The following is a 24735-nucleotide window of genomic DNA, read 5'->3' on the forward strand; positions in this document are numbered from 1 at the left end:
TCTTCCTGCCTGACTGGTGACGGTCCCGTCTTTTGTACCGTCTCGTCAGATCATGCCGGACCGTCGTTCTCCTCGCCTGCCCCGCCCGGCACTTCCGCAAGCGCGTGGCGCGCGGCGGCCTTCTCCTGAGCGATCCGGCGGTGTTCGGCGGCCCTGCGCTCGTGGATGGCGGCCATCCGCAGGTGGTACTCCGGGTCGTCCTCCTCGTAGATGTCCGGAATGCCGTCGAGGTCGTCGTCGCGCTCCTCGGCCTCGCACATCCTGCGGTACTTGGCGTTACGTATTTTCAGCAGCACCGTGGCCAGCGCCGCCGCGAGCAGGGAGCCGGTCAGAACGGCGGCCTTGATCTCTCCGGTGAGCGCCTCGTCGCCCTCGAAGGCCAGCTCGCCGATGAGCAGCGAGACGGTGAATCCGATGCCGGCCAGGGTCGCCACCGCGAACACGTCCGGCCAGGCGAGGTCGTCGCTGAGCGAGGCCCGGGTGAAACGTGCCGTCAGCCAGGTGCCGCCGAAGATGCCGAGCGTCTTGCCGACCACCAGACCGAGCACCACGCCCAGCGTCTCCGGGCGGGTGAAGACCCCGGCCAGTGCCTCGCCGTTCAGCGACACACCGGCGCTGAACAGGGCGAACAGCGGAACGGCGAGGCCGGCCGAGAGCGGCCGTACGAGGTGTTCGATGTGCTCGCCGGGGGAGTGCTCCTCACCCTCACGGGTGGTGCAGCGCAGCATCAGGCCCATCGCGACACCGGCGATGGTGGCGTGGATGCCGCTGTTGTACATCAGCGCCCAGATCACCAGCGCCAGCGGGACGTACACGTACCACCCGCGTACGCCCTTGCGCAGCAGCAGCCAGAAGACGGCGAGGCCGACCACGGCGCCGGCGAGGGCGGCGAAGTCGATCGTGCTGGTGAAGAAGACCGCGATGATCAGGATGGCGAACAGGTCGTCGACGACGGCGAGGGTCAGCAGGAAGGCGCGCAGGGCGCTGGGCAGCGAGGTGCCGATGACCGCGAGCACGGCGAGCGCGAAGGCGATGTCGGTGGCCGTGGGGACCGCCCAGCCGGCCAGGGAGCCACCGCCGGCGCTGCTGGTCAGGGCGTAGACCAGCGCCGGTGCGGCCATGCCGCACAGCGCGGCGACGACCGGGAGGACGGCGGCCCGGGGATCGCGCAGATCACCGGCGACGAGTTCGCGCTTGAGCTCGATGCCGGCGACGAAGAAGAAGATCGCGAGCAGTCCGTCGGCGGCCCAGTGCGCGACGGAGAGGTCGAGGCCGAGGGACTCCGGGCCTATGTGGAAGTGGGCGACCGTCTCGTAGCTGTCATGCAGCAGGGGTACGTTCGCCCAGATGAGAGCGGTGATCGCGGCGACGAGGAGAAGGACACCGCCGACCGTCTCGGTGCGCAGCGCGTCCGCGACGAAGGTCCGCTCGGGGAGGGACAGCCGGCCGAAGGCCTTGCGGGGGGCGGGGGGCGCGGACACGGGAGACCTCCGGTGGGTGGGCAGCATGGAACGCTTGCCGACCAGACTTCCCGGCGCACCTATTTGTTTAGTTTAGCTAAACGTGATGAGAGTGGCCACCTGGCAGTGGCCACCTCCGTCCACCGTAGACGCGGCAGGGGTGCCCGGCACGCCCGGCGCCGGGCACCCCTGGGGCGGGATGAGGTCAGTCCTCGTTGGGCGCCGCCGGGAGCTTCGCCTGGATGAGCTGCATGACCGTGGAGTCGGTCAGCGTCGTGACGTCCCCCAGCTCACGGTTCTCGGCGACGTCGCGCAGCAGTCGGCGCATGATCTTGCCGGAGCGGGTCTTCGGCAGCTCGGCCACCGGCAGGATCCGCTTGGGCTTGGCGATCGGGCCGAGCGTGGCGCCGACGTGGCCCTGCAGCTCGGCGACCAGGTCCTCGGTCTCCGCCGCCGTACCGCGCAGGATCACAAAGGCGACGATGGCCTGCCCGGTCGTCTCGTCCGCGGCACCGACGACGGCCGCCTCGGCGACGGACGGGTGCGAGACGAGCGCCGACTCCACCTCCGTGGTGGAGATGTTGTGCCCGGAGACGAGCATGACGTCGTCGACGCGGCCCAGCAGCCAGATGTCGCCGTCGTCGTCCTTCTTCGCGCCGTCTCCGGCGAAGTACTTGCCCTCGAAGCGCGACCAGTACGTGTCGATGAACCGCTGGTCGTCGCCCCAGATGGTGCGCAGCATCGACGGCCACGGCTCGGTGAGCACCAGATAGCCACCGCCGCCGTTCGGCACCTCGTTGGCCTCGTCGTCGACGACGGTCGCGGAGATGCCGGGCAGCGGCGTCTGCGCGGACCCCGGCTTGGTCTCCGTCACACCCGGCAGCGGCGAGATCATCATCGCGCCGGTCTCGGTCTGCCACCAGGTGTCCACGATGGGGGTCCTGTCCGCTCCGATGTGCTTGCGGTACCAGATCCACGCCTCGGGGTTGATGGGCTCGCCGACGGATCCCAGGATGCGCAGGCTGCTGAGATCGAACTTGGCGGGGATGTCGTCGCCCCACTTCATGAACGTCCGGATGGCCGTGGGCGCCGTGTAGAGGATCGTGACCTTGTACTTCTGCACGATCTCCCAGAACCGGCCCTGGTGCGGGGTGTCCGGGGTGCCCTCGTACATGACCTGCGTCGCGCCGTTCGCCAGCGGGCCGTAGACGATGTACGAGTGGCCGGTGACCCAGCCGACGTCGGCCGTGCACCAGTAGACGTCCGTCTCCGGCTTGAGGTCGAAGACCGCGTGGTGGGTGTAGGCCGCCTGGGTGAGGTAGCCGCCGGAGGTGTGCAGGATGCCCTTCGGCTTACCCGTCGTACCGGAGGTGTAGAGGATGAACAGCGGGTGCTCGGCGTCGAACGCCTCCGGCGTGTGCTCGGCACTCTGCCGCCCGACGACGTCGTGCCACCACACGTCCCGTCCCTCGGTGAAGGCCACCTCCTGGCCGGTACGGCGCACCACGAGCACATGCTCGACGTTGTCCACCTTGCCGAGCGCCTCGTCGACGGCCGGCTTCAGCGCGGACGGCTTGCCGCGCCGGTAACCGCCGTCGGCCGTGATGACGACCTTGGCGTCGGCGTCCTGGATCCGGGTCGCGAGCGCGTCCGCCGAGAAGCCGCCGAAGACCACCGAGTGCGCGGCACCGATCCGGGCGCAGGCCAGCATGGCGATGGCCGTCTCCGGGATCATCGGCATGTAGACGGCGACCCGGTCGCCCTTGCGAACTCCCAGCTCCAGCAGGGCGTTCGCGGCCTTGGAGACCTCGTCCTTCAGCTCGGCGTAGGTGATCGCGCGGCTGTCGCCCGGCTCGCCCTCGAAGTGGATGGCGACGCGGTCGCCGTGGCCGGCCTCGACGTGCCGGTCGACGCAGTTGTACGCGACGTTCAGCTCGCCGTCCTTGAACCATTTGGCGAACGGCGGGTTCGACCAGTCCAGCGTCTCGGTCGGTTCCTTGGCCCAGCTCAGCCGTCGGGCCTGCTCGGCCCAGAAGCCGAGCCTGTCAGCCTTGGCCTGTTCATACGCCTCCGCGGTGACGTTGGCGTTCGCGGCCAGGTCGGCGGGGGGTGCGAACCTGCGCTCTTCCTTGAGCAGGTTGGCCAGGCTTTCGTTGCTCACGACATCTCCCTTTCCCAGGGTGTCCGTTGTGTCCCAGGCCACAGCTCATCAGACCCGAGGGTCCGATGACAAGGGTCGTCGGGAAATTGGTTTAGACCTGTGGCTCGGTCCTGTGCGGTGATCGATTACGGCGGTCGCGGTCATCCGTACCCACGGATGGGGCGGGCGTCGAGTTCAGCGGCTGTAACGCCTTTCACATGCGCGGCCAAGTACGGGTGAAGCGCCACCGACGGCATCGGAGGCGACGGATGAGACCGACGAGAACCGACGAGAACCGACGAGAGGGGACAGCCAGTGGATGGCATACGGGGCGGGCCCGCGGAGGCGGTAGGGGACCCCGAGCTCTTCGAGGAGTTCTACCGCCGCCATGTCGACGCCGTGACATCCTTCGTGGCCCGGCGTGTCGCCGACGTCCACACGGTTGCCGACCTCACGGCCGAGGTGTTCCTCGCGGTCCTCGACTCCGCCCACACCTACCGCCCCGGGCTCGGCAGCGAGCGCGCCTGGCTGTACGGCATCGCGCGGAACGTCGTCTCTTCGGAGCACCGGCGCCGCGCCCGCGAGACCCGGCGCGATCTGCGCATCTCCGGGCGGCGGTTGCTGGAGGCCGACGACATCGCCCGCCTGGAGGACAAGCTCGACGCCGAGTCGCCCGGCCGCCGCGCCCTCGCCGCGCTGGCCCGGCTGCCGGAGGGCGAACGAGCGGTGCTGGAGCTGATCGCGGTCGACCAGCTCACGGTCACCGAGGCGGCCGCCGCGCTCGGCATCCGCCAGGTGACGGCGCGCGTGCGGCTGCACCGGGCGCGCAAGGCGCTGCGGGCGGAGGCGGCGCGTGAGCCCGCCGGAGGGCCGCCCGGCACATCCCTGTCATACGTCGCCGGAGGAACCGGGGGAGAGGCATGACCACCAGGACGACCTTCGAGGACCGGCTGCTCGAGGAACTGCGCCGCGAGATCGACCGGCGTGCGGGCGAGGCGAGTGACCCCGCGGCCGTCCCGGCACTCGCCCGGGGCCGCCGTCGTACGGCCGTCACCGCGCCGCGGCTCGGCCTCGTCGCCTTGGTCTGCGCCGCCGTCGCGGGCGCGTGGGTGCTGATGCCGGGTTCCCCGGCCGAGAGGCCCGCCTACGCCGTGGAACCGCACCCGGACGGCACCGTGACCGTCACCGTGAACGACATCTCCCTCGGCGGCGGCCTGCAGGACGGGCTCGCCGAGCGGCTGAAGCAGCAGGGCATCCACGTGGCCGTGGACGACGTGCCGAACGGCTACCAGTGCACCCATCCCCGGGGTGAGACGATCTCCGGCCACTTCGACCGGAGCGGCGGCGACGGGCCCATCTGGACGATCAACCTGCGTCGCGGGGACTCCCTGGCCTTCGAGAGGATCGGGCAGCGCCAGCCCGACGGGAGCGTCCAGCGGGTCGTCAGCTTCTACGGCGTCCGCGGCGAGATCGCCCCGTGCAATCCCGTCCGTGACCAGGAGTCCCGCTCGGCGGAGCCGTCCGGCCACCGCTGAGCGGGGACTCGCAGGTGTGCGCGACGCGTCGGCACGGGTGGGCGGGGCGGCGGGCTACGCCGGGCTGCGTAGATCCTCGGCCTCGGCCACGTGGTCGAAGACCTCCGCGCCGGACGCCTCGGTGAGCAGATAGGCCTGGGCCTCGCCCACGTGGAAGTACATCCCGTGCAGCTCCAGCGCGCCCTCGCGCAGGGCGCGGGTCACCGACTCGTGGGCGCGCAGGTGCTCCAACTGCTGGACGACGTTGGTCAGGCAGAGCTGCTCGACCGCGTCGGCCGGCCGCCGCCCGGCGAGCCGCGCCCAGGGCCTGCTGTCGTCGGCCATCCGCTCCACGCTCGGCAGCCCGTGCCGAAGCCACCGCTTGAGCGGCGTCTGCGGTCCGCCGGGCTCGGAGCTGAGCAGCGCCTGCATGGCCCCGCATCCGGAGTGCCCGCACACGGTGATGTGCCGCACCTTCAGCACGTCCACCGCGTACTCGATGGCCGCCGCCACCGAGTCGTCGCCGCTCTCCTCGCCGGGCAGCGGCACCAGGTTGCCCACGTTGCGCACCACGAAGAGGTCTCCGGGGCCGCTGGACGTGATCATCGAGGTGACGAGTCGCGAGTCGGCGCAGGTGAGGAAGAGCTGCACCGGCCGCTGCCCCTCCCGCGCCAGCCGGGCCAGCTCGCCGCGCACCAGCGGGGCGGTCCTGCGCTGGAACGCGCTGATGCCACGGGCGAGTTGATGACCTCCGGCGCGGGTGCTCGGACCTGTGGCCGGGGTCGTGCCCGGGGTGAGGGCGGGGCCGCCGGGCGCGGCGGAGGTGTCGGCCGGTGTCGCTGCGGTGGATGTGGCCGTGCTCTGCGAGCCCTTCGAGCCCTCTGAGCCCCCTGGCCTCCGCGAGTCCTTGGACTCGGCCGAGTGGCCGGAGCCGTCGGAGCAGTCTGCGCCCTCGGGCCCGTGGGAGCCGCTGCCCTGACCCGTGTGCGCTCCCGCGCCCGGCGCCTCCTCGGCCCCCGGCCGGTCCCACTCGCACTGGTGGTTGCGCCACGGCGTCCAGGGCCGGCACCGGCAGTCGGCGGAACTCGCCGGGTCTCCCTCACTCGTCCCGGAGGGGTCCTCCGTGGGAGTGCCCGGCTCGGCGATGCGGATCCCGGCGCGGCGGCCGGTCAGTTCGACGGTGCCGCCCTGGGCGGTGTGCGTGTTCTGCCAGTCCTGGAGGGTCTCGTACGCCGCGTGGTCCATGAAGGAGCCGTCCAACTCCACGACGACGTCGGTGCCTTGGGGGACGAGATGCAGCGCTCGGCTCAGCCTGGGCACCGCGAGGAACGTCAACTGGCCTCTGACATGGACGTGATGGACTCCTTCCTCTTCCGTGTGCGTGATCCGGGTGCGGGTGAGGCGGTGCAGGGCGACGGCGACGGCCACGGCGATGCCGAACGCCACGCCCTCCAGGACGCCGAACAGCACCACGCCGAGGGTGGTGACGGCGTACACCAGCACCTCGCGGTGGCGGGTCACCGTGCGGATGTGGTGCAGGGACACCATCTGGATGCCGACGGCCATCACCAGGGCGGCGAGCGTGGCGAGCGGGATCAGCTCCAGGAGCGGGACCATCAGCAGCGTGGCGATCACTACGAGAACGCCGTGCAGCATCGTGGAGTTCCGGCTGACCGCGCCCGCGTTCACATTCGCCGTACTGCGCACCGCGACGCCCGCGATCGGCAGTCCGCCGAGGCCGCCGGAGACGATGTTCGCGGCGCCCTGGCCGAGCAGTTCGCGGTCGAGGTCGGAGCGCGGCACCCGGCCGGTCAGGCCGGGGCGGGCGGCGGCCAGCTTGTCCACCGCGACCGCGCCGAGCAGCGACTGCACACTGCACACCAGCGTGATGGTGAGCACGGCCGCGATCAGGCCGAGCACCGGCCCTTCCGGCAGTCCGGCCAGCGCGTGGTTGCTCCAGGACGGCAGCTCCACCTTGGGCAGGGTGAGCCCGGCGAGCGAGGCGGTCGCGGTGGCCCCGGCGACGGCGATCAGCGGCGCCGGCGCCATGCGCAGCATCCGTCCGGCCCGGCCGGGCAGCCGGGGCCACAGGAACAGCAGGGCCAGGGTGAGCGCGCTCATCGACAGGGCGGCGGGGTGCAGGTCCGCGAGCTGGGCGGGCAGCGCGCGCAGATTGTCGAGTACGGCGCTCTGCGGGGTGCCGCCGAGGACGATGTGCAGCTGGGCGACGGCGATGGTGACGCCGATGCCGGCCAGCATGCCGTGCACGATGGCGGGGCTGACCGCGAGGGCGGTGCGGGCCACGCGCAGACAGCCGAGGCCGAGCTGGGCGAATCCGGCGAGGACGGTGATGGCGCAGGTCGTCCGCCATCCGTAGACGTGGATGAGATCGGCGGTGACGACCGTGAGCCCGGCGGCGGGGCCGCTCACCTGGAGCGGGGAGCCGCCGAACCGGCCGGCGACGAGGCCGCCCACGGCCGCGGCGACGAGGCCCGCCTGGAGCGGGGCGCCGGTGGCCAGGGCGATACCGAGGGACAGCGGCAGGGCGATCAGGAAGACCGCGATGGCGGCCGACACATCGGCGCCGGCGATCCGGAAGCGGCGGTGGCGCCGGGCCGGCGGGCTGTGCGGCTGGTGGTCGCGGTTCGACTGGTGGGGGTCGGTGGGGCGCGTGGGGACGCAGGCTGACATGTTTCCCGTCTCCTCCGGGGGCAGCGGTCGCGGAACAGGTTGGTCCCGCCGGGCGGCGGGTCGGTCGCGGCCGTGGATCACGGCGTGCAGCGGCGGGATGAATCAACTCTCAGTAAACGAATCGTAATGCAGAGTAAAGGTCAGGCATGGATTATCCCGGCAAATGGGTCACTTAATCACTCCGGAGAGTGAACTGAGCCTTTGATCGGCTTGTCGTACTAATTCCTTCTCGGTCCCGTGCGACCTTGGCGGCGCTGTCGGGCTTTCCCGGCACATCGGTGCATCCAGCTGCACATCGCTCGAAACGCCGCAGCGGCGTTGGCCCGAGAGAAGGAAGAAGGTGGGCGGAAGATGGCCGCCACTCACAGGATCGCCGCGGGTGCCGTGGTCGCCGCGGTCTGCGCCGTGTCGCTCGCCGGTTGCTCGGCCGGCCCCGACGGTGCGAAGGAGGGCGCACCCGGGCCCCAGAAGCCGGAGGCGGCCCAGGCCCCGAACGGCCCGCTCCGGCTGATCGGCGACGGCTCCACCGCGTTCACTGGTGCCCAGCCGCATCTGCCCAGGCCGGAGCGCCTGAAGCCCGGCCAGCGGCCGCCGCAGTTCGTGGTGTTCTCCTGGGACGGTGCCGGCGAGGACAGCCAGCGGCTGTTCTCCCACTTCCGCGAGGTGGCCAAGGCGAACAACGCCACGATGACGTACTTCCTCAGCGGGGTGTATCTGCTGCCGGAGGACAAGGCCGACCTCTACAGGCCGCCGCAGCACTCACCGGGCCGCTCCGACATCGGCTTCAACGACCGGCAGGGCATCGCCGACACCGTCAAGCAGCTGCGGCTGGCCTGGCTGGAGGGCAACGAGATCGGCACCCACTTCAACGGCCACTTCTGCGGCAAGGGCGGCGGGGTGGGCGAGTGGTCGGTGGAGGAGTGGAAGGACGAGATCGCCCAGGCCAAGCACTTCGTGAGGTCCTGGAAGACCCACACCGGGATGACCAAGGAGGCGCCCCTGCCCTTCGACTACGACAAGGAGCTGATCGGCGCCCGCACCCCCTGCCTGGAGGGCCAGGAGAACTTCATGAAGGCCGCCCGCGAGCTGGGCTTCCGCTACGACACCAGCGGGGTCAACGACCAGGTCTGGCCGGGGAAGAAGGAGGGCCTGTGGGACCTGTCGATGCAGCTGGTGCCGTTCCCCGGGCACTCCTATGAGCAGCTGACCATGGACTACAACTTCATGGTCAACCAGTCCGGCACCACCACCCAGGGCGACCCGGACAAGTACGAGGTATGGGGCGACCAGATGCGTGACGGCCTGCTCGCCGGCTTCCGGCGGGCCTACGACGGCAACCGCGCTCCGCTGATCATCGGCAACCACTTCGAGTCCTGGAACGGCGGCACCTACATGCGCGCCGTCGAAGAGGTCATCGAGCAGGTGTGCACCAAGGCCGAGGTGCGCTGTGTCTCCTTCCGGCAGCTGGCCGACTGGCTGGACGCCCAGGACCCGCAGACCCTCGCGAAGCTGCGCACGCTGAAGGTCGGCGAGGCCCCGAAGCAGGGCTGGGCGTCCTTCCTCTCCGGCCGCCCGGCCCCGGCCCCGAAGGGCGTCCCCGGGGCACCGGCGGACATGGGCTAGCGGACCAGGACCGGCGGCTGGGGGAGGGGCGTCGGCGCGGCCGTCACGCGTTCGCCGCCACGCTCTCGCCGAGCACGAAGCCGGGGTCGACCTGCGCCGCCAGGTCGGCCCCGGTGCGCTCGTTGCCCCAGGACCGGGCGTTCTTCAGATGGAAGTGCACCATCTGGCGCGTGTAGCGCTCCCAGTCGCGCGTGGCGTACGTCGCGTCGGCGGCCTCCTGAAGGGTCCGCAGGGCGCGGCGGTTGACGTCCTCCAGGAGGTCGAACCGCGGCGGACGGCCCTTCTCCATGGCGCGCACCCAGTCGGAGTGCCCGACCGTGACGAGCAGGTCCTCCCCGACCTGCTCGCGCAGGTAGTCGAGGTCGTCCTGGCCCTGCACCTTGTTGCCGACGACCTTCAGCTCGACGCCGAAGTCGCGGGCGTACTCCTTGTACTGGCGGTAGACGGAGACCCCCTTCCGGGTCGGCTCGGCGACGAGGAACGTGATGTCGAAGCGGGTGAACATCCCGGAGGCGAAGGAGTCGGACCCCGCGGTCATGTCGACCACGACGTACTCGTCGGGGCCGTCGACGAGGTGGTTCAGGCACAGCTCCACCGCTCCTGTCTTGGAGTGGTAGCAGGCGACCCCCAGGTCGGCTTCCGTGAAGGGGCCGGTGACCATCAAACGGACGGCGCCACCGTCGAGTTCCACCGGCCGGGCGCAGGCGTCGTAGACCGGGTTGTCCTCGCACACCCGCAGCAGCCGCGAGCCCTCGCCGGGCGGCGTGGTCTTGATCATCGTCGCGGCGGAGGGGATCCGCGGGTTGTCGCCGCGCAGATAGTCCTTGATCAGCGGCAGGTGGTCGCCCATCGCGGGCAGGGCCGCGGACTCCGCCTCGTCGAGGCCGAGCGCGACCCCCAGGTGCTGGTTGATGTCGGCGTCGACCGCGACGACCGGCGCGCCGGTGGCTGCGAGGTGGCGGATGAACAGGGAGGACAGGGTGGTCTTACCGCTCCCGCCCTTCCCGACGAAAGCAATTTTCATGTTCAGTAAGAGTAGTGGCGCGGTCCCCCCGCGCGCGGGCCCGACGTGAAGAAGACCACTCCTTCGTGGGGTCCGGGCCCGGGGTGCGTAATGTCGTACTCATGAGTACGACAGGCGCGACCGCCGATCCTCTCGCGGCTCTGGGCGCACTGCCCGGGGTGGCCGAGTCCGTGGAGTCCGTACGCAAAGCCGTGGACCGGGTCTACGGGCACCGGATCATGCGGCGCCGCAGCAACGAGATCACCTCCGAGGCGGCCCTGCGCGGCGCCCGCGGCTCGGCGGCGCTGTCCGGCGCCGACTGGGCCCTGGAGGAGGTGCGTCGACGCACCGACTTCAGCGGTGACGCCGAGGCACGCACCATGGGCGCGGCGCTGCGGCTGACCGCCGAGGCCGGGCAGCTGCTGTCCATCTGGCGGCAGTCCCCGCTGCGGGTGCTGGCCCGCCTGCACCTGGTGGCGGCGGCCGACAACGCCGACCAGGTGGGCCGACCGCGGCAGCAGGGCGAGCCGGTCGACGAGCCGCTGATCGAGCAGCCGCTGCCGAGCGCCGCCGAGGTGTCGGCGCGCCTGGAGGGGCTGTCCGAGCTGATCATCGCGGGAGGCTCGGCTCCGGCGCTGGTCACCGCCGCCGTCGTGCATGGCGAGCTGCTCGCGCTGCGCCCCTTCGTCTCCCACAACGGCCTGGTCGCGCGCACGGCCGAGCGGATCGTCCTGGTCGGCAGTGGCCTGGACCCGAAGTCCGTCTGTCCGGCCGAGGTCGGCCACGCCGAGCTGGGGCGGGACGCCTATCTGGCGGCGTTCGACGGCTATCTGTCCGGCACCCCGGAGGGCATGGCGGCCTGGATCGCGCACTGCGGCAAGGCGGTCGGGCTGGGCGCGCGCGAGTCGACGGCGGTGTGCGAGGCGCTGCAGCGCGGCGCGGCGTGAAAACGGCCCCCGAGGGGGCCGGTAACGGGGTTGCGGCGGTACGAGGATTCGTACCGCCGCTGGCATGATCACCGAGTTACCAAGCGTCCTCGAAATGTCGCCCATCAGGTCGGGATCTTTGCCCTTACCTGGTGCGGCTGGCCCGTAATCGACGGGTCGACGTCGCGTGGGTGCCCGGTGTTCATGCTTCGGTCCGTGGGGCCAATTGCGTATCTAAGGTGATCCTCTCGGATGTCCTTGGTCTCGCGGGCCGTTGAGTCCTTTGTACTCCAGCACGTGAGCAAGCGGAAGTGGTGGCTCTACTTCTTTACTTTTAGGTTCAAACAGGACCTAAATGGCTGTCCGGCGCCGACTGGCGTACCAGACGAGGCCCGCGGTTGCCGCCGCCGCTCCTATCGCCGCCGCCGCGACCAGGGCGGGCCGCGGCGGTACGGAGAAGGCGGGGATGCGCTGTTTGAGCCGGACCGGACGGTGGAAATCGAGGATCGGCCAGCCGCGTGCGACGGCCTCCCGGCGCAGTGCGCGGTCCGGGTTCACGGCGTGCGGATGGCCCACGGACTCCAGCATCGGCAGGTCGGTCACCGAGTCGCTGTACGCGTAGCAGCGCGCCAGGTCGTACCCCTCGGACGCGGCGAGTTCCCTGATCGCCTCCGCCTTCGTGGGGCCGTAGGCGTAGTACTCGACCTCGCCGGTGTAGCAGCCGTCCTCACCTACGACCATCCGGGTGGCCACCACCCGGTCGGCGCCCAGCAGCTCGCCGATCGGTTCGACCACCTCGGCTCCCGACGTGGAGACGATCACCACGTCGCGGCCGGCGGTGTGGTGCTCCTCGATGAGCGAGGCGGCCTCGTCGTAGATGAGGGGGTCGATGAGGTCGTGCAGGGTCTCGGCGACGATCTCCTTGACCTGCTGGACGTTCCAGCCGCGGACGAGCCGGGACAGATACTCGCGCGTCCGTTCCATCTGGTCGTGGTCCATACCGCCGACGAGGAAGACGAACTGGGCATATGCGGTACGCAAGGCGGCCCGTCGGTTGATCAGCCCGCCTTGGTAGAACGACTTGCTGAAGGTGAGCGTGCTGGACTTCGCAATGACCGTCTTGTCCAGGTCAAAGAAGGCCGCTGTGCGGGGCAAGGAGTGGTTTTCCACGATCCTGAGCATAGGCGCAGCCCATTCGGCGTAAGGTGGGGCGCGTGGGTTTGCCTGAGAGGGCTCTCGGGTACACCATGGAAGTCACGGATCGTTCGCGACCGTGCTAACCCGGTCCGACTCCTCCCCCCCCGAGTCGGCCGTGGGGACGACCCCCGCTCTCCCCCCCGGCGGGGGTCGTCGCATGTCCGGGTGGGTTTTTCCCTTCACAGCGCGGCGGTGGCGGCGCCTTCGGGCGACTGCGACCGCCTCTTCCGTATGCGTCTGATCCGTCACGCTGTGTAGCCATCGGACTGCTCTGCGGCAGTCGCACAGGAGATGGTGCGGAGGCGTCCGGCGCTCACCGGTATGGGTGACGGCGATATTCACAGGCATCGAGTTGTCCACAGTTATCGACCAAGATCCACATCATTTCCGCGTTCGCCGCATCGTGATTCCCACGCGCCTCGCTCCGGCTAGTTCCTGGCCGGTTCCGTTTGTGGCGCGTGTATGGCCGGTTTCCGTCGGCCGCTCATATGGGCGGGCCGCATCACCGGTTCTTCATCGGTCGCAAACGCGGGCCCGCCGGGGTCCGCGAGCGACGCAGTCGGGCAGCGAAGGGGGACATCCGCCATGGCCGGAACCAGCACACAGGACCAGCCGTCCGCCGCCGGAGGGCGGCCGGGCAGGCCGCTGATCGTCACCGAGGACGCCGAACTCCTCGACGACCTGCTGCGCCTGTGCGCGGCGGCCGGAGCCACACCCGAGGTCCATCACGGGCCACCCGAGCGCGGCGGCGGCTGGGAGGCCGCGCCGCTCGTCCTGGTCGGCGACGACGCCGCGCGGCGGGTGCGCGGCACCTCGCGCAGAGGAGGGGTGGTGCTCGTCGGGCGGGACCAGGACGACCCCGGGGTATGGCGGCGTGCGGTGGAGATCGGCGCCGACCACGTCCTGATGCTGCCCGACGGCGAGCAGTGGCTGGTCGACCGCATCGCCGACGTCGCCGAGGGCGTCGGCCGGCCGGCGCTCACCGTCGGCGTCATCGGCGGCCGGGGCGGCGCCGGAGCCTCCACGCTCGCGTGTGCCCTCGCCGTCACCTCCGCGCGGGAGGGCCTGCGCACCCTGCTGGTGGACGCCGACCCGCTCGGCGGCGGGCTTGACGTCCTCCTCGGCGGCGAGACCGCCGAAGGCCTGCGCTGGCCGGCCTTCGCCGCCTCGCGCGGCCGGGTCGGCAGCGGCGCCCTCGAGGAGTCGCTGCCCGAGCTGCACGCGCTGCGGGTGCTCAGCTGGGACCGGGGCGACTGCCTGGCCATTGCCCCGCAGGCGGTGCGGGCGGTGCTCGCCGCCGCCCGGCGCCGCGGCGGCACGGTCGTCGTCGACCTGCCCCGCCGGATCGACGACGGCGTCGCCGAAGTCCTCGCCCAGCTCGACATCGGCATCCTCGTGGTCCCCGCCGAGCTGCGCGCCGTCGCCGCGGCCGGCCGGGTGGCCTCCGCCGTCGGCATGGTGCTGCGCGATCTGCGGGTCGCGGTCCGCGGGCCGTACGCCCCCGGCCTGGACGACCGCGAGGTGGCCCGGCTGCTCGGACTGCCGCTCGCCGGAGAAGTCCCGGTCGAATCCGGGCTGGTGCGCGCGGTCGACGGCAAGACGCCGCCCGCCGCGGGCGGACGCGGGCCGCTGGCGCGGTTCTGCAAGGAGTTCTGGGAGCGGGCGCTGGTCGAGGCGGGGGCGGCATGAACGGCGGGTACTCCGGGGCGGCGTCGGGCGGTGCACCGGCCCTTCCCGTGCCGCTGCTGGACGGCGTACGGCAGTGGCTGGCCGAGCACGGGGCCGAGCCCACGCCCGCGCGGGTGGCGCAGGCGCTGCGCGAACAGGGGCGGGTGCTCGGTGACGCCGAAGTCCTCGGCACGGCCGAGCGGTTGCGGTCCGAGCTGGTCGGCAGCGGACCGCTGGAGCCGCTGCTCGCCGATCCGTCGGTGACCGACGTCCTGGTCTCGGCCCCGGACCGGGTCTGGGTGGACCGAGGCGGCGGACTGCAGCTGACCTCCGTGGCCTTCCCGGACGCGGGCGCCGTACGACGGCTCGCGCAGCGTCTGGCCGCCGTGGCGGGGCGGCGGCTCGACGACGCCCGGCCCTGGGTCGACGCCCGGCTGCCCGACGGGACCCGGCTGCACGCGGTGCTGCCGCCGGTCGCGGTCGGCTGCACGTGTCTGGCGCTGCGGGTGGTCCGGCCGCGCGCGTTCACGCTCGACGAGTTGGTCGCGGCGGGCACCGTGCCGCCGGGCGGTGACCGGGTGCTGCGCGCGCTGCTGCGGGCCAGGCTGTCCTTCCTGATCAGCGGTGGCACCGGCAGCGGCAAGACGACCCTGCTCAGCGCGCTGCTGGGGCTGGTCGGGCCGGGCGAGCGGATCGTGCTCGCCGAGGACTCCGCCGAGCTGCGGCCGGACCATCCGCATGTCGTCCGGCTGGAGACCCGGCCCGCCAACCAGGAGGGCGCGGGCCTGGTCACGCTCGAGGACCTGGTGCGCCAGGCGCTGCGGATGCGGCCGGACCGATTGGTCGTCGGGGAGGTGCGCGGTGCCGAAGTGGTCCATCTGCTGGCCGCGTTGAACACCGGTCACGAAGGCGGCTGCGGCACCGTGCACGCCAACGCCGCCGCCGATGTGCCGGCCCGGCTGGAGGCCCTGGGCACCGCCGCGGGGCTCGACCGGGCCGCGCTGCACAGCCAGCTGGCGGCGGCGCTGTCGGTCGTCCTGCACCTGGTGCGCGACCGGACCGGACGGCGCCGGATCGCCGAGGTGCGGGTGCTGGAGCGGGACCCGACCGGGCTGGTGCGGACGATGCCGGCGCTGCGATGGGGCGCGCGGGGATTCGTCCGCGAGCGGGGCTGGGATCGGCTGCGGGAGCTGCTGCGGGACGAGTGGGGTGAGTGGGACGAGTCGAGCGATGAGGGACCGAGGGAGCGGGATGTGCGTGAGACCGCCGCGGGGATCGAGGGAGCGGGACATGGGTGAGATGGCGGTAGGGGAGACGGCGATGAGCGCGGCGGTGCTGTGTGCCGGGGCCGCGGCCTGGGCGATGGGTGGCCCGCACGCAGGGGCTCGCCGGGCGCGGCTGCTGCTCGCGGGCGGCGGGACGGTGGGTACCGGGCCGCCGGTGCCGTGGTGGCGTCGGGCGGATCTACCGCGGCGGCTGCGTGGGCGGTTCCGGGCCGAGTGGTGGGCGGCGGTCGTCGGTCTGCTGCTGGCGGTGCTGGGCTCCTCGGTGCTGCCGGTCGTCGCGGGGGCGGCCGGGGTGCCGCTGCTGCGCCGGGCGCGGCTGGCCCGGGACGCACGGCGGGCCCGGGAACGCCGGGGCGACGCGGTGATCGCCCTGTGCGGGGCGCTGGCCGGGGAGGTGCGGGCCGGGCGGCAGCCGGGCGAGGCGCTGCTGCGGGCCGCGCGGGACACCAGAGGGCTCGCCGAGGCCCACGCGGCGGTGCTGGCCGCGGCCCGGTTCGGCGGCGAGGTGCCGGGGGCGCTCGCCGTGGCGGCCCGGCAACCGGGGGCCGACGGTCTGCTGGGACTCGCCGCGTGCTGGCGGGTGGCCGTGGACCACGGCGCGGGCCTCGCGGCCGGACTCGACCGGCTGGAGGCGGCCCTGCGCGCCGAACGCGATCAACGCGCCGAACTGCGCGCCCAGTTGGCCGGTGCCCGTGCCACCGCCGCGATGCTCGCCGCGCTCCCGGCCCTGGGCCTCCTCCTGGGCACCGCCCTCGGCGCAGACCCCCTGCACGTGCTGCTGCACACGGGGCCCGGCCTGGCCTGCCTGGTGCTCGGCGCGGTGCTGGAGGCCGTGGGGCTGTGGTGGGTGTTGCGGATCGTCCGGGGAGCGGAGGAGGCGGCATGAGCGCGGAGGTTGTCCACAGGCTGGGGGTGCTCCTGGGGGTCGCGCTGGTGCTGGGGTGGCTGGTGCACCGGGCGGCGGCGGTGCGGCGCCGGCGTCGGGTACGGCGGCGGCTGGCGGAGCTGCTCCCCCTGGGGACCTGGGAGACCCGGACCGCGAGGCCACGTGTGGACGTGCTTCGTGCGGTGCGGCGTCTGCTGCCCGAGGTGGCCGTGGCAGGGGCCGGGTGGGCGCTGGTCGGCGGGCTCACCGGGCTCCCGGTGGGGCTGGTGGCGGCCGTGGCCCTACGACGGTGGCGCCGACGACAGCGGCGGACGGCGGCCGGCGCGGTGCCCGACGCCCGCGCGGCCACCCGGCAACTGCCCCTAGCCGCCGACCTGGTGGCCGCCTGCGTCGCCGCCGGCGCGGCGCCCGTGACGGCCGCGCAGGCCGTGGGCGAGGCGCTGGGCGGACCGGTGGGGCAGGCGCTGGCGCGGGGCGCGGCGGAGGTGCGGCTGGGCGGCGAACCCACGGAGGCGTGGCGGGCGTTGGGCGCGATCCCGGGCGCCGGGGGTCTGGCGCGGCTGCTGGAACGGGCCGATGTCTCGGGGCTGCCCGCCGCCGGACCGGCCGCCCGGCTCGCGGCCGACGCCCGTGCCGGCTGGGCGCGCTCCGCGACGGTACGGGCCCGGCGGGCGGCGGTCCTGGTGACGGCGCCGGTGGGGCTGTGCTTCCTGCCCGCGTTCCTCGCGGTCGGCGTGCTGCCCGTGGTGATCGGGATGGCGGGCGAGGTGATGGGCGGGGGTGGTGGATGAGCGGCGGCGATCCAGGGACGGACGAGGACAAGCACGAGGAATCTCACGGAGGTTGGAATGAGCAAGGTGGTACGGGTGTGGGTGCGGGCCCTGGTGGGTGCGGTGCGCGGGATGGGCGGTGTCCGGAAGGACGCCGGGATGGTCACCTCCGAGTACGCGGTGGGCATCGTCGCGGCGGCGGGTTTCGCGGTGCTGCTCTACAAGGTGGTGACCAGCGGGCAGGTCAGTGCGCAGCTGCACAGCATCGTGAAGCAGGCCCTCGATGCGGGTATGTGAGGGGCGGCGGGCCCGCCGTGACCAGGGGTTCGTGACGGCGGAGTCGGCCGTGGTGCTGCCGGTGCTGGTGGCGGTCGCGATGGCGCTGGTGTGGGGCCTGCTGGTGGTGGCCGCGCAGATCCAGTGCGTGGACGCGGCCCGCACCGGCGCCCGCGCGGCGGCCCGCCAGGACCCGGCCGACGCGGTCGCCGCGGTGGCCCGGGAGGCGGCGCCCCGCGGCGCGAAGGTCACGGTCGCCCGGGAGGGGGACCAGGTCAGGGTCGTGGTGGCCGTCGAGCCGCCGGTGCTGGGCGATCTGCCGTTCGAGGTGCGCGAGGAGGCCGTGGCGTCGGTGGAGGGGACGGCACACGGGGAGGGAGCGTCGTGAGCCGCCTTCAAGGGGCCGATGCGGGGCGGCCGGGAGGCCTTCGGAGAGCCGATCGGGGCTGCCGAGGACGCGCCTGTGCGGCTGATCGGGGGTGCCGGGGCCGCGTCCGTGCGGCTGATCGAGGGTGCCAGTGCCGCGTCTGTGCGGCCGATCGGGCACGGCGGGGCCGCGTCCGTGAGGTTGATCGAGGGTGCCGGAGCCGCGTCGGTGAGGCTGAACGGGGGCAGCGGGGCCATGCTCATGAGGCCGATCGAGGACGGCGGGGCCGCACTCGGGAGGCTGATCGCGGGTCGGCCACCGTGTGGAGCGTCGGGGTGATCGCCGTGCTGTGCGTGGTGTTCGGCGTCGTGCTCGCTCTGGGGCAGGCGGTGGTGGCCCGGCACCGCGCGGCCGGCGGCGCGGACCTCGCGGCGCTCGCGGCGGCGGACCACTGGGCGCGCGGCACCGCCGAGGCCTGCGCTCGGGCGGACCGGGTGGCGCGGGCGCAGGGCACGCGGCTCGTGCGGTGCGCGCTCGTCGGCGAGATCTCCGACGTGTCGGTGGCGGCGGGATCGGAGCCGTTCGCGGCGGAGGTCCGGGCGCGGGCGGGCCCGGCGGGAACGGCACCGGGACTCCCGGCCCCGGCCTTCCCGGCTCCGCCCCTCCGGCAGGCGCTGCCGAGTGCTATGGCCCCTTCGGACCCTCCGGTCCCTCCGCTCCGGGCGGCTTCTCCTCCGGCGCCCCCCGCAGCAGCACCGTGAGCAGCCGTACGGCGCCCCTCTTGTGCAGCGGGTCGTTGCCGTTGCCGCACTTGGGGGACTGGATGCAGGACGGGCAGCCGGCGTCGCACTCGCAGGAGGCGATGGCCTGGCGGGTGGCGGTCAGCCAGGCGCGGGCGGTGTGGAAGGCGCGCTCGGCGAAGCCCGCGCCGCCGGGGTGGCCGTCGTAGACGAAGACCGTCGGCAGGAGCGTGTCGGGGTGCAGCGGGATCGACACGCCGCCGATGTCCCAGCGGTCGCAGGTGGCGAAGAGCGGGAGCATGCCGATCGACGCGTGTTCGGCGGCGTGCAGCGCGCCGCCGAGGATCTCGGGGTTGACGCGGGCCTCGTCGAGCTGGTCCTCGGTGACCGTCCACCACACCGCGCGGGTGCGCAGCGTACGAGGAGGGAGGTCGAGTTTGGTCTCGCCGAGGACCTCGCCGGTGATGAGGCGCCGGCGGAGGAAGGAGACGACCTGGTTGGTGACTTCGACGGAGCCGTAGCAGAGGCGGCCCTCGCCCCAGGGGATCTCGGTGTCCGTCTCCAGGATGGAGATCGTCGTCGTGTCGCGGGCGACCGTGGAGTAGGGCGGGTTCGCCTCCTCGACCAAGGCGACCGAGTCGTCCAGGTCGAGTGAGCGGACGAGATAGGTGCGGCCCTGGTGGAGGTGGACGGCGCCCTCGTGGACGGTGCTGTGCGCGGCGCCCTCGTCGACGGTGCCGAGCAGCCGGCCGGTGCCCGATTCGACGATCTGGACCGGGCGCCCGCCCTCGCCGCGGATGTCGGTGAGGTCGGCGGCCCGCTCCCGGCGGGTCCAGTGCCAGGCCCTGGTGCGGCGGCGCAGCAGCTTCGCGGCCTCCAACTGCGGGAGCAGATCGGCGGCCTCGGGCCCGAACAGCGCCAGGTCGTCCTCGGTCAGCGGAAGCTCCGCGGCGGCCGCGCACAGGTGCGGGGCGAGGACGTAGGGGTTGTCCGGGTCGAGCACCGTGGACTCCACGGGCCGGTCGAACAGGGCCTCCGGGTGGTGGACGAGGAAGGTGTCCAGGGGGTCGTCACGGGCGACCAGGACGGCGAGGGCGCCCTGCCCGGAGCGGCCCGCGCGGCCGGCCTGCTGCCACAGGGACGCGCGGGTGCCGGGATAACCGGCGATCACGACGGCGTCCAGGCCGGAGACGTCGACGCCGAGTTCCAGGGCGGTGGTGGCGGCGAGGCCGAGGAGTTCGCCGGAGTGCAGGGCGCGTTCCAGGGCGCGGCGCTCCTCCGGGAGGTAGCCGCCCCGGTAGGCCGCGACACGCCGGACCAGCGAGCGGTCGATCTCGGCGAGCCGTTCCTGGGCGATGACCGAGATCAGCTCGGCGCCGCGCCGGGAGCGGACGAAGGCGACCGAGCGCACCCCCTGGAGGGTGAGGTCGGTGAGCAGGTCGGCGGTCTCGGCGGTGGCGGTACGGCGGACCGGGGCGCCCTTCTCGCCCTGCATCTCGGTGAGCGGGGGCTCCCACAGTGCGAACACCAGCTCCCCGCGCGGGGAGGCGTCGTCGGCGACCTCCACCACCGGCAGGCCGGTCAGCCGGCGGGCGGCGACCGCGGGCTCGGCGGCGGTCGCGGAGGCCAGCAGGAAGACCGGGTCGGCGCCGTAGCGGGCGCACAGGCGGCGCAGCCGGCGCAGCACCTGGGCGACGTGGGAGCCGAAGACGCCCCGGTAGGTGTGGCACTCGTCGATCACGACGTACTTGAGCGCCTTGAGGAAGGAGGACCAGCGCGGGTGGGACGGCAATATGCCGCGGTGCAGCATGTCGGGGTTGGTGAGGACGTAGGTGGCGTACTGGCGGATCCACTCGCGTTCCTCGTACGGCGTGTCGCCGTCGTACACGGCCGGCCGAACGGCATGGCTCAAAGGTTGTGAAAGTTCCTTCACCGACCGGCACTGATCCGCCGCGAGCGCCTTGGTGGGCGCCAGGTAGAGGGCGGTGGCGCCGCGGCCGTTCGGGGCCTCCGAGCCGTCCAGGAGGGTGGAGAACACCGGGACCAGATAGGCCAGGGACTTGCCGGAGGCGGTGCCGGTGGCGACCACCACCGAGTCGCCGTCCAGGGCGTGCTCGGCGGCGCGTGCCTGGTGGGCCCAGGGGTGTGCGATGCCCGCCGCCTGCACCGCGGCGATGACCTCCGGGCGGATCCGGTCCGGCCAGACGGCATGGCGGCCCTCGCGCGGGGGCAAGTGCTCCGTATGAGTGATGCGCGAAGCCCGGCTCGGCCCGGAGGCGAGCCGGTCCAGGAGCGTGCCCGGCGCGAGGCGGGACACGGGGTCCGCCGGGGATCGATCGGATCGGTGATTCTTGGCCATCGGCACCGAGTGTGTCACCGGCGTGACGGACAATGGGACCAAGGCGTCGTGCACGCCTGCCGGTAAGTGATTGAATGCCATCGCGGCTGGCGAACCGTCTTGGGGGCTGCAGCCGAGATGCCCCGAGGGCGACCGCTCGATAGCAAGGTGCTGGAGGATCCGTGGACCTGTCCCTGTCGACCGAGACCGTGGGCGATCGCACGATCGTCAGGGTCGGTGGCGAAATCGACGTATATACCGCGCCCAAGCTGCGCGAGCAGCTGGTCGAGCTGGTGAACGACGGCAGTTTCCACCTCGTCGTCGACATGGAGGGCGTGGACTTCCTCGACTCCACCGGGCTCGGCGTGCTGGTCGGCGGCCTGAAGCGCGTGCGTGCCCATGAGGGCTCGCTGCGCCTGGTCTGCAACCAGGAGCGCATTCTGAAGATCTTCCGTATCACCGGCCTCACCAAGGTGTTCCCGATTCACACCTCGGTCGAGGACGCGGTGGCGGCCACCGACTGATCCGGTCCGGGCCGTGGCCCGGACCGCAGAGTGGAAGCAAGGGGGTCCGGGCTTTCGGCGGCCCGGACCTTCGACAGCACGCCCGTAGCTCCGAGGGGGATGCATGGCCACCGTTGAGCTCCGCTTCAGTGCGGTCCCCGGACATGTCAGGACCGCCCGGCTGGTGGCCGCTTCCGTCGCCCGCAAGGCCGGAGTGGACGAGGCCGTCCTCGACGAGGTGCGGCTGGCCGTCGGCGAGGCCTGCTCCCGCGCGGTCGGACTGCACCAGAACAGCGGTATCACCGCGCCGGTGCGGGTGCTCCTGATCGAGGAGGAGAAACAGTTCTCCATCGAGGTCGGCGACGAGGCTCCGCATCCGGTGCACGAGGGCACGCCCGACGCGGCCGACGAGCCCGACGCGGAGGCCGAGGAGGACGAGATGGGCCTCGCGGTCATCAGCGGTCTCGTCGACGACGTGGAGGTCAGCACGGGCGCGGACGGCGGTTCCATCCGTATGACCTGGCCGACCACACCCCCGCCGACCGCGGTGCTCCCCTGACGCACCTCCTCACCGCACGACCTCCGAGGGCCCTGCCGAGCAGGGCCTTCGCTGTTTTTCCCACGGACGGCGCAAGGCGCCCGAGAATTCGTGAATCAATTCACGATCAATTTCCGATCACCCGAATGGCCCACAATGCTTTCGGGGCATTACTCGGAGTCCGTCGGGGTGTACCGATTCCGTTTCCCGCGTACTGTTTTGATCCGGAACAGATCTCTAGAATCCGTCCACATCTTGAGCTCAGCCCAAGCGTCAAGGAGGACGAATGGCGGGGCTTTCTTCTCCAGATCAGCTCGATCAGCTGGATCACTCCACAGCCCTCGCGGCCGCGGTGCTCACCGATGGCAACCGAGCGATAGTGGTGGTCATCGGGGCCGTGGCGCTGGCTGCGCTCCTGGTCGCCGGAGCGCTGCTGCGCCAGGTGCTCGCGGCCGGCGAGGGCACCGACAGCATGAAGAAGATCGCGGCCGCGGTGCAGGAGGGCGCGAACGCCTATCTGGCCCGGCAGCTGCGCACGCTCGGCGTATTCGCCGTGATCGTGTTCTTCCTGCTCATGCTGCTGCCCGCGGACGACTGGAATCAGCGTGCCGGACGGTCGGTGTTCTTCCTGATCGGCGCGGCGTTCTCGGCGGCCACCGGTTATATCGGCATGTGGCTGGCCGTACGCAGCAATGTGCGGGTCGCCGCGGCGGCCCGGGAGGCGACGCCCGCGCCGGGTGAGCCGGAAAAGGATCTCACCGCCGTCTCGCACAAAGCGATGAAGATCGCTTTCCGTACGGGCGGCGTCGTCGGCATGTTCACGGTGGGGCTCGGTCTGCTGGGCGCCTCCTGTGTGGTGCTGGTGTACGCGGCCGACGCGCCGAAGGTGCTGGAGGGCTTCGGCCTCGGCGCGGCGCTGATCGCGATGTTCATGCGGGTCGGCGGCGGCATCTTCACCAAGGCCGCCGACGTCGGCGCCGACCTGGTCGGCAAGGTCGAGCAGGGCATTCCGGAGGACGATCCGCGCAATGCCGCGACCATCGCCGACAACGTGGGCGACAACGTCGGCGACTGCGCGGGCATGGCGGCCGACCTCTTCGAGTCGTACGCCGTCACCCTGGTGGCCGCGCTGATCCTGGGCACCGCGGCGTTCGGCGACGCGGGCCTGGCCTTCCCGCTGCTCGTCCCCGCGATCGGCGTGATCACCGCGATGATCGGCATCTTCGCGGTCGCCCCGCGGCGCGCCGACCGCAGCGGGATGAGCGCGATCAACCGCGGCTTCTTCATCTCCGCGGTGATCTCGCTGGCGCTGGTGGCGGTCGCGGTCTTCGTCTATCTGCCGGGGAAGTACTCAGAGCTGGACGGGGTGACCGACGAGGCGATCCTGGCGAAGGCCGGCGACCCGCGGATCCTCGCGCTGGTCGCGGTGGCGATCGGCATCGTGCTCGCCGCCGTCATCCAGCAGCTCACCGGCTACTTCACGGAGACCAACCGCCGCCCGGTGCGGGACATCGGCAGGAGCTCGCTCACCGGCCCCGCCACCGTCGTCCTCGCCGGTATCTCGGTCGGCCTCGAATCGGCCGTCTACACCGCCCTGTTGATCGGCCTCGGCGTCTACGGGGCCTTCCTGCTCGGCGGTACGTCGATCATGCTGGCGCTGTTCGCGGTGGCGCTGGCCGGCACCGGACTGCTCACCACGGTCGGTGTGATCGTCGCGATGGACACCTTCGGGCCGGTCTCCGACAACGCGCAGGGCATCGCCGAGATGTCCGGCGACGTCCACGGGGCGGGCGCGCAGGTGCTCACCAACCTGGACGCCGTCGGCAACACCACGAAGGCCATCACCAAGGGCATCGCCATCGCCACCGCCGTGCTCGCGGCGTCGGCGCTCTTCGGGTCGTACCGGGACGCCATCACCACCGGCGCACGCGACGTCGGCGAGAAGCTGGCCGGCGAGGGCGCGCCGCTGAGCCTGGCGATGGACATCTCGCAGCCCAACAACCTCGTCGGCCTGATCGCGGGCGCGGCGGTCGTCTTCCTCTTCTCCGGACTGGCCATCAACGCCGTGTCGCGCTCGGCGGGTTCGGTGGTGTTCGAGGTGCGGCGGCAGTTCCGCGAGCATCCCGGGATCATGGACTACAGCGAGAAACCGGAGTACGGGAAGGTCGTCGACATCTGTACGAAGGACGCGCTGCGGGAGCTGGCCACACCCGGTCTGCTCGCGGTCATGGCGCCGATCTTCATCGGGTTCACGCTGGGCGTCGGCGCGCTGGGCGCCTATCTCGCGGGCGCGATCGGCGCGGGCACCCTGATGGCGGTGTTCCTCGCGAACTCCGGCGGCGCCTGGGACAACGCCAAGAAGCTGGTCGAGAACGGCCACCACGGCGGCAAGGGCAGTGACGCCCATGCCGCGACGGTGATCGGCGACACGGTCGGCGACCCCTTCAAGGACACCGCGGGTCCGGCGATCAACCCGCTGCTGAAGGTGATGAACCTGGTGTCGCTGCTGATCGCACCGGCGGTGATCAAGTTCTCCTACGGCGCCGACGAGAACCTGGGCGTCCGGGTCCTGGTCGCGGTGGTCGCGTTCCTGGTGATCGTGGGCGCGGTGTACGTGTCCAAGCGGCGCGGGATCGCGATGGGCGACGAGGGCGGGGCCGGGTCGGGCTCCAAGTCGCCCGACGCGGCGGCGGTTTCGTAGGGAACCGGGTCTCGCACCGGCCAAGGGGCGGGGGGGGGGGGGGGGGTGGGGGGTGACCCCCCCCCCCCCCCCCCCTTCCCCTTCTGCACCGAGACCTCTCTCTCCTCG

At 72.2% G+C, this 24735-nt stretch carries 20 protein-coding genes; 14 read left to right on the top strand and 6 right to left on the bottom strand.

Annotation, left to right across the window (positions count from 1 at the left end):
* Positions 1-50 precede the first annotated feature (50 nt).
* Complete coding sequence (nhaA, locus tag ACZ42A_RS36890; RefSeq protein ID WP_468531725.1) at positions 51-1481, bottom strand: Na+/H+ antiporter NhaA; 1431 nt, start codon at positions 1479-1481, stop codon at positions 51-53.
* 184 nt (positions 1482-1665) lie between these two features.
* The gene (gene acs / locus ACZ42A_RS36895; protein ID WP_468531726.1) at positions 1666-3621 is read right to left on the bottom strand and encodes an acetate--CoA ligase; all 1956 of its coding nucleotides are present in this window, start codon (positions 3619-3621) and stop codon (positions 1666-1668) included.
* A 294-nt stretch (positions 3622-3915) separates the two neighbouring features.
* On the opposite strand from acs, the gene ACZ42A_RS36900 reads away from it, so the two are divergent.
* Both ACZ42A_RS36900 and ACZ42A_RS36905 read left to right on the top strand, forming a co-directional pair.
* The gene (locus tag ACZ42A_RS36900) at positions 3916-4524 is read left to right on the top strand and encodes an RNA polymerase sigma factor (protein ID WP_468531727.1); all 609 of its coding nucleotides are present in this window, start codon (positions 3916-3918) and stop codon (positions 4522-4524) included.
* Entirely contained in the window at positions 4521-5135 is a 615-nt protein-coding gene (locus ACZ42A_RS36905; protein ID WP_468531728.1) for a flagellar basal body-associated FliL family protein, read from the top strand. Before ACZ42A_RS36900 ends, ACZ42A_RS36905 begins: the two co-directional genes overlap by 4 nt.
* Positions 5136-5189: 54 nt before the next feature.
* Here the strand turns inward: ACZ42A_RS36905 and ACZ42A_RS36910 are convergent, their stop codons facing one another.
* On the bottom strand, positions 5190-7805 hold the full coding sequence (locus ACZ42A_RS36910; RefSeq protein WP_468531729.1) for a SulP family inorganic anion transporter: 2616 nt from the start codon (positions 7803-7805) through the stop codon (positions 5190-5192).
* A 351-nt stretch (positions 7806-8156) separates the two neighbouring features.
* Here ACZ42A_RS36910 and ACZ42A_RS36915 point away from each other — a divergent pair, with 351 nt between their 5' ends.
* Positions 8157-9428 (top strand): polysaccharide deacetylase family protein, encoded by a 1272-nt coding sequence (locus tag ACZ42A_RS36915; RefSeq protein ID WP_468531730.1) that lies wholly within the window; start codon positions 8157-8159, stop codon positions 9426-9428.
* Between the two features lie 43 nt (positions 9429-9471).
* Here the strand turns inward: ACZ42A_RS36915 and ACZ42A_RS36920 are convergent, their stop codons facing one another.
* Complete coding sequence (locus ACZ42A_RS36920) at positions 9472-10452, bottom strand: ATP-binding protein (protein WP_468531731.1); 981 nt, start codon at positions 10450-10452, stop codon at positions 9472-9474.
* Between the two features lie 101 nt (positions 10453-10553).
* Here ACZ42A_RS36920 and ACZ42A_RS36925 point away from each other — a divergent pair, with 101 nt between their 5' ends.
* Complete coding sequence (locus ACZ42A_RS36925) at positions 10554-11378, top strand: Fic family protein (protein WP_468531732.1); 825 nt, start codon at positions 10554-10556, stop codon at positions 11376-11378.
* A 330-nt stretch (positions 11379-11708) separates the two neighbouring features.
* On the opposite strand, the gene ACZ42A_RS36930 is transcribed toward ACZ42A_RS36925, so the two are convergent.
* Positions 11709-12539 (bottom strand): HAD family hydrolase, encoded by an 831-nt coding sequence (locus ACZ42A_RS36930; RefSeq protein ID WP_468531733.1) that lies wholly within the window; start codon positions 12537-12539, stop codon positions 11709-11711.
* A gap of 600 nt (positions 12540-13139) precedes the next feature.
* On the opposite strand from ACZ42A_RS36930, the gene ssd reads away from it, so the two are divergent.
* The 7 genes from ssd to ACZ42A_RS36965 all read left to right on the top strand — a co-directional run bounded on the left by ssd (position 13140) and on the right by ACZ42A_RS36965 (position 18568).
* The gene (gene ssd / locus ACZ42A_RS36935; RefSeq protein ID WP_468531734.1) at positions 13140-14243 is read left to right on the top strand and encodes a septum site-determining protein Ssd; all 1104 of its coding nucleotides are present in this window, start codon (positions 13140-13142) and stop codon (positions 14241-14243) included.
* Positions 14240-15520, top strand: coding sequence for a TadA family conjugal transfer-associated ATPase (locus ACZ42A_RS36940; RefSeq protein WP_468531735.1), 1281 nt, complete (start codon positions 14240-14242; stop codon positions 15518-15520). The genes ssd and ACZ42A_RS36940 overlap by 4 nt, the downstream gene beginning before the upstream one ends.
* On the top strand, positions 15513-16394 hold the full coding sequence (locus tag ACZ42A_RS36945) for a type II secretion system F family protein (RefSeq protein ID WP_468531736.1): 882 nt from the start codon (positions 15513-15515) through the stop codon (positions 16392-16394). Before ACZ42A_RS36940 ends, ACZ42A_RS36945 begins: the two co-directional genes overlap by 8 nt.
* Positions 16391-17185, top strand: a complete 795-nt coding sequence (locus ACZ42A_RS36950) for a type II secretion system F family protein (RefSeq protein WP_468531737.1) — start codon at positions 16391-16393, stop codon at positions 17183-17185. The genes ACZ42A_RS36945 and ACZ42A_RS36950 overlap by 4 nt, the downstream gene beginning before the upstream one ends.
* 57 nt (positions 17186-17242) lie before the next feature.
* Entirely contained in the window at positions 17243-17461 is a 219-nt protein-coding gene (locus tag ACZ42A_RS36955) for a DUF4244 domain-containing protein (RefSeq protein ID WP_468531738.1), read from the top strand.
* Positions 17448-17828 (top strand): TadE family type IV pilus minor pilin, encoded by a 381-nt coding sequence (locus ACZ42A_RS36960; protein WP_468531739.1) that lies wholly within the window; start codon positions 17448-17450, stop codon positions 17826-17828. The genes ACZ42A_RS36955 and ACZ42A_RS36960 overlap by 14 nt, the downstream gene beginning before the upstream one ends.
* A gap of 299 nt (positions 17829-18127) precedes the next feature.
* Positions 18128-18568: an Rv3654c family TadE-like protein gene (locus tag ACZ42A_RS36965; RefSeq protein WP_468531740.1), complete on the top strand. Its 441-nt coding sequence runs from the start codon at positions 18128-18130 to the stop codon at positions 18566-18568.
* Here ACZ42A_RS36965 and ACZ42A_RS36970 read toward each other — a convergent pair.
* A complete protein-coding gene (locus ACZ42A_RS36970) occupies positions 18492-20987 on the bottom strand; it encodes a DEAD/DEAH box helicase (RefSeq protein WP_468531741.1) in 2496 nt (831 codons plus the stop codon). The genes ACZ42A_RS36965 and ACZ42A_RS36970 overlap by 77 nt on opposite strands.
* Positions 20988-21067: 80 nt before the next feature.
* Here ACZ42A_RS36970 and bldG point away from each other — a divergent pair, with 80 nt between their 5' ends.
* The 3 genes from bldG (at position 21068) to ACZ42A_RS36985 (ending at position 24627) form a co-directional block, all read left to right on the top strand.
* The gene (gene bldG, locus ACZ42A_RS36975) at positions 21068-21409 is read left to right on the top strand and encodes an anti-sigma factor antagonist BldG (protein ID WP_043502848.1); all 342 of its coding nucleotides are present in this window, start codon (positions 21068-21070) and stop codon (positions 21407-21409) included.
* A 103-nt stretch (positions 21410-21512) separates the two neighbouring features.
* The gene (locus ACZ42A_RS36980; protein ID WP_468531742.1) at positions 21513-21947 is read left to right on the top strand and encodes an ATP-binding protein; all 435 of its coding nucleotides are present in this window, start codon (positions 21513-21515) and stop codon (positions 21945-21947) included.
* Between the two features lie 265 nt (positions 21948-22212).
* Positions 22213-24627, top strand: a complete 2415-nt coding sequence (locus ACZ42A_RS36985; protein WP_468531743.1) for a sodium-translocating pyrophosphatase — start codon at positions 22213-22215, stop codon at positions 24625-24627.
* Positions 24628-24735 lie beyond the last annotated feature (108 nt).

This window comes from Streptomyces sp. NPDC030838 (assembly GCF_055572035.1).

Bases quoted from the DNA above. Each gene is read 5' to 3' on its own strand.
- ACZ42A_RS36985 (WP_468531743.1), top strand. From the start codon at position 22,213: ATGGCGGGGCTTTCTTCTCCAGATCAGCTCGATCAGCTGGATCACTCC.
- ACZ42A_RS36960 (WP_468531739.1), top strand. From the start codon at position 17,448: ATGCGGGTATGTGAGGGGCGGCGGGCCCGCCGTGACCAGGGGTTCGTG.
- ACZ42A_RS36930 (WP_468531733.1), bottom strand. From the start codon at position 12,539: ATGCTCAGGATCGTGGAAAACCACTCCTTGCCCCGCACAGCGGCCTTC.
- ACZ42A_RS36910 (WP_468531729.1), bottom strand. From the start codon at position 7,805: ATGTCAGCCTGCGTCCCCACGCGCCCCACCGACCCCCACCAGTCGAAC.
- ACZ42A_RS36980 (WP_468531742.1), top strand. From the start codon at position 21,513: ATGGCCACCGTTGAGCTCCGCTTCAGTGCGGTCCCCGGACATGTCAGG.
- ACZ42A_RS36920 (WP_468531731.1), bottom strand. From the start codon at position 10,452: ATGAAAATTGCTTTCGTCGGGAAGGGCGGGAGCGGTAAGACCACCCTG.
- ACZ42A_RS36905 (WP_468531728.1), top strand. From the start codon at position 4,521: ATGACCACCAGGACGACCTTCGAGGACCGGCTGCTCGAGGAACTGCGC.
- ACZ42A_RS36940 (WP_468531735.1), top strand. From the start codon at position 14,240: ATGAACGGCGGGTACTCCGGGGCGGCGTCGGGCGGTGCACCGGCCCTT.
- ACZ42A_RS36955 (WP_468531738.1), top strand. From the start codon at position 17,243: ATGAGCAAGGTGGTACGGGTGTGGGTGCGGGCCCTGGTGGGTGCGGTG.
- ACZ42A_RS36945 (WP_468531736.1), top strand. From the start codon at position 15,513: ATGGGTGAGATGGCGGTAGGGGAGACGGCGATGAGCGCGGCGGTGCTG.
- ACZ42A_RS36950 (WP_468531737.1), top strand. From the start codon at position 16,391: ATGAGCGCGGAGGTTGTCCACAGGCTGGGGGTGCTCCTGGGGGTCGCG.
- ssd (WP_468531734.1), top strand. From the start codon at position 13,140: ATGGCCGGAACCAGCACACAGGACCAGCCGTCCGCCGCCGGAGGGCGG.
- ACZ42A_RS36915 (WP_468531730.1), top strand. From the start codon at position 8,157: ATGGCCGCCACTCACAGGATCGCCGCGGGTGCCGTGGTCGCCGCGGTC.
- ACZ42A_RS36925 (WP_468531732.1), top strand. From the start codon at position 10,554: ATGAGTACGACAGGCGCGACCGCCGATCCTCTCGCGGCTCTGGGCGCA.
- ACZ42A_RS36970 (WP_468531741.1), bottom strand. From the start codon at position 20,987: ATGGCATTCAATCACTTACCGGCAGGCGTGCACGACGCCTTGGTCCCA.